Origin of the sequence: Dankookia sp. GCM10030260, from assembly GCF_042666655.1 — a bacterium.
Taxonomy (GTDB): Bacteria; Pseudomonadota; Alphaproteobacteria; order Acetobacterales; family Acetobacteraceae; genus Paracraurococcus.
The window spans coordinates 1-1,475 of the sequence record NZ_JBHTDE010000077.1 but is presented as its reverse complement, the minus strand read 5'-3'; the positions used below and the strand labels follow the sequence as shown (position 1 = coordinate 1,475).

General features: G+C 64.6%; 1 protein-coding gene and 1 rRNA gene. Both read right to left on the bottom strand.

What is annotated here, in order from left to right:
• Nucleotides 1-121: ribosomal RNA gene (locus ACFQS7_RS30895) — 16S ribosomal RNA — on the bottom strand; the annotation flags it as partial.
• A gap of 749 nt (nt 122-870) precedes the next feature.
• Nucleotides 871-1,475, bottom strand: a 605-nt coding sequence (locus tag ACFQS7_RS30890) for a replication protein RepA (RefSeq protein ID WP_380070977.1), incomplete at its 5' end; no start/stop codon positions are given.

Sequence of the window (1,475 nt, the reverse complement as noted above, 5' to 3'; positions counted from 1 at the left end):
CTCAGGATATATTCCTACGCGATACTCACCCGTCCGCCACTGACATTGCTGCCCGTGCGACTTGCATGTGTTAAGCATGCCGCCAGCGTTCGCTCTGAGCCAGGATCAAACTCTCAGGTTCATCAGCGCGACCGGGCCGAGGCCCCATCGCGCGGATCGCCGTTTCGATCCGACTCCGCTCACCACTCTCGATGTAAAAATACGCTGCCAACCGCCTCCACCGACCAGTCCCGCGCACGGGACCATCGACAGAACGCTGTAAAGCGTACTTGCTTCCAAAAGACCGATGCGATTGTCAAAGATCAGAGCCGTTTGAAGCGGCTGGTCGTCGTATAACCGACGAAGCAAACCGAAGCAAGAGGCCCCTGCATTTCTGCAGGAAGAAAGAACATCTGCCCGAAGGCAGTAAGACCAGAACCGTAGAAGACTTGATCCTTTATCGTCCGGCTTGGCCTTCGACGCCGTTGGCGTCTCTGGCTGGCCAGGTGAGGCAGGACCGCCTGTCTGCGGGGGGCGGCTTATGACGCCAGTTCGACCCAGCGTCAACACCCCATTTTCGGGAAACCGCATCCTGTCGTCCCGGGCCGAAACCCGAGGGCGGCCGATGCCCCGTCCCTGGCCTTCCCGCCGAAAAAAAGGGCGGCACCCTGGGGTGCCGCCAAGTTTAGGGAGGAAACGTCCAAGAAAGCAGCAGGCGGCGAACCGCTTTGCTGCGGTGCACAAATTAGGCCTCCTGCGGCAAAACGCAAGCGGCACTCCCTCGCGAGCAGGTATTTCCTGGCTGCAAGGGTGCTTAACCCCCGGCCGGACACTTATCCCGTGGGGTTAACCAGCCAAACCGCCCGCGGCGGTCGCATTCAGGGTGTGGGGTTAACCAGCCGTGATCCGCCGGGCCCGGCTCGGGCCCCGGTAGGGGATGGGCGGCGGCGAGGGGTGCAGCGCGATCCCCTCCTCCTCCAGTGTCACCACCGCATCCGGATAGGCCGCGGTCGCCGCCGACAGCGCATCCAGGAAGGAAGGGCGGAAATTCTTGATGGTGGCGAAGCCGGCACCGAACTGGGCATAGAGCGCCGGCCAGCGCAGCGGCGTCCGCCCCTGCAGCACGTGGAGCTTGTAGGCGAGCCAGACATAGACATCGATCGCCATCGAGCGGTCGCGCAGCTCGCGGATCGCCCGGTCCAGCAGCGGGACGCCGTGCTCCATGATCTCGCGGTAGAACATCTCGCCGAGCACCACCCGGTCCTCGAAGAGCGAGGCCTCCCCGGCCCGCGCCACCTCGCCGAAGAACAGCCCCTGCTCGACGATGTTGCCACGCGACATGCCGGTGGCCTCCTCCGCCTCGCTCTCCTGTAGCGGCTGGATGAATGCTCCCCGGAAGTGCTGGCTGAAAATTCCCCAGTCCAGCGCGACTGCCCGTGCCCGGGGGCGAGCCCCCGGGCACGGGCGGCGCCGGCCATGCCCCAGGATGCCCTCCG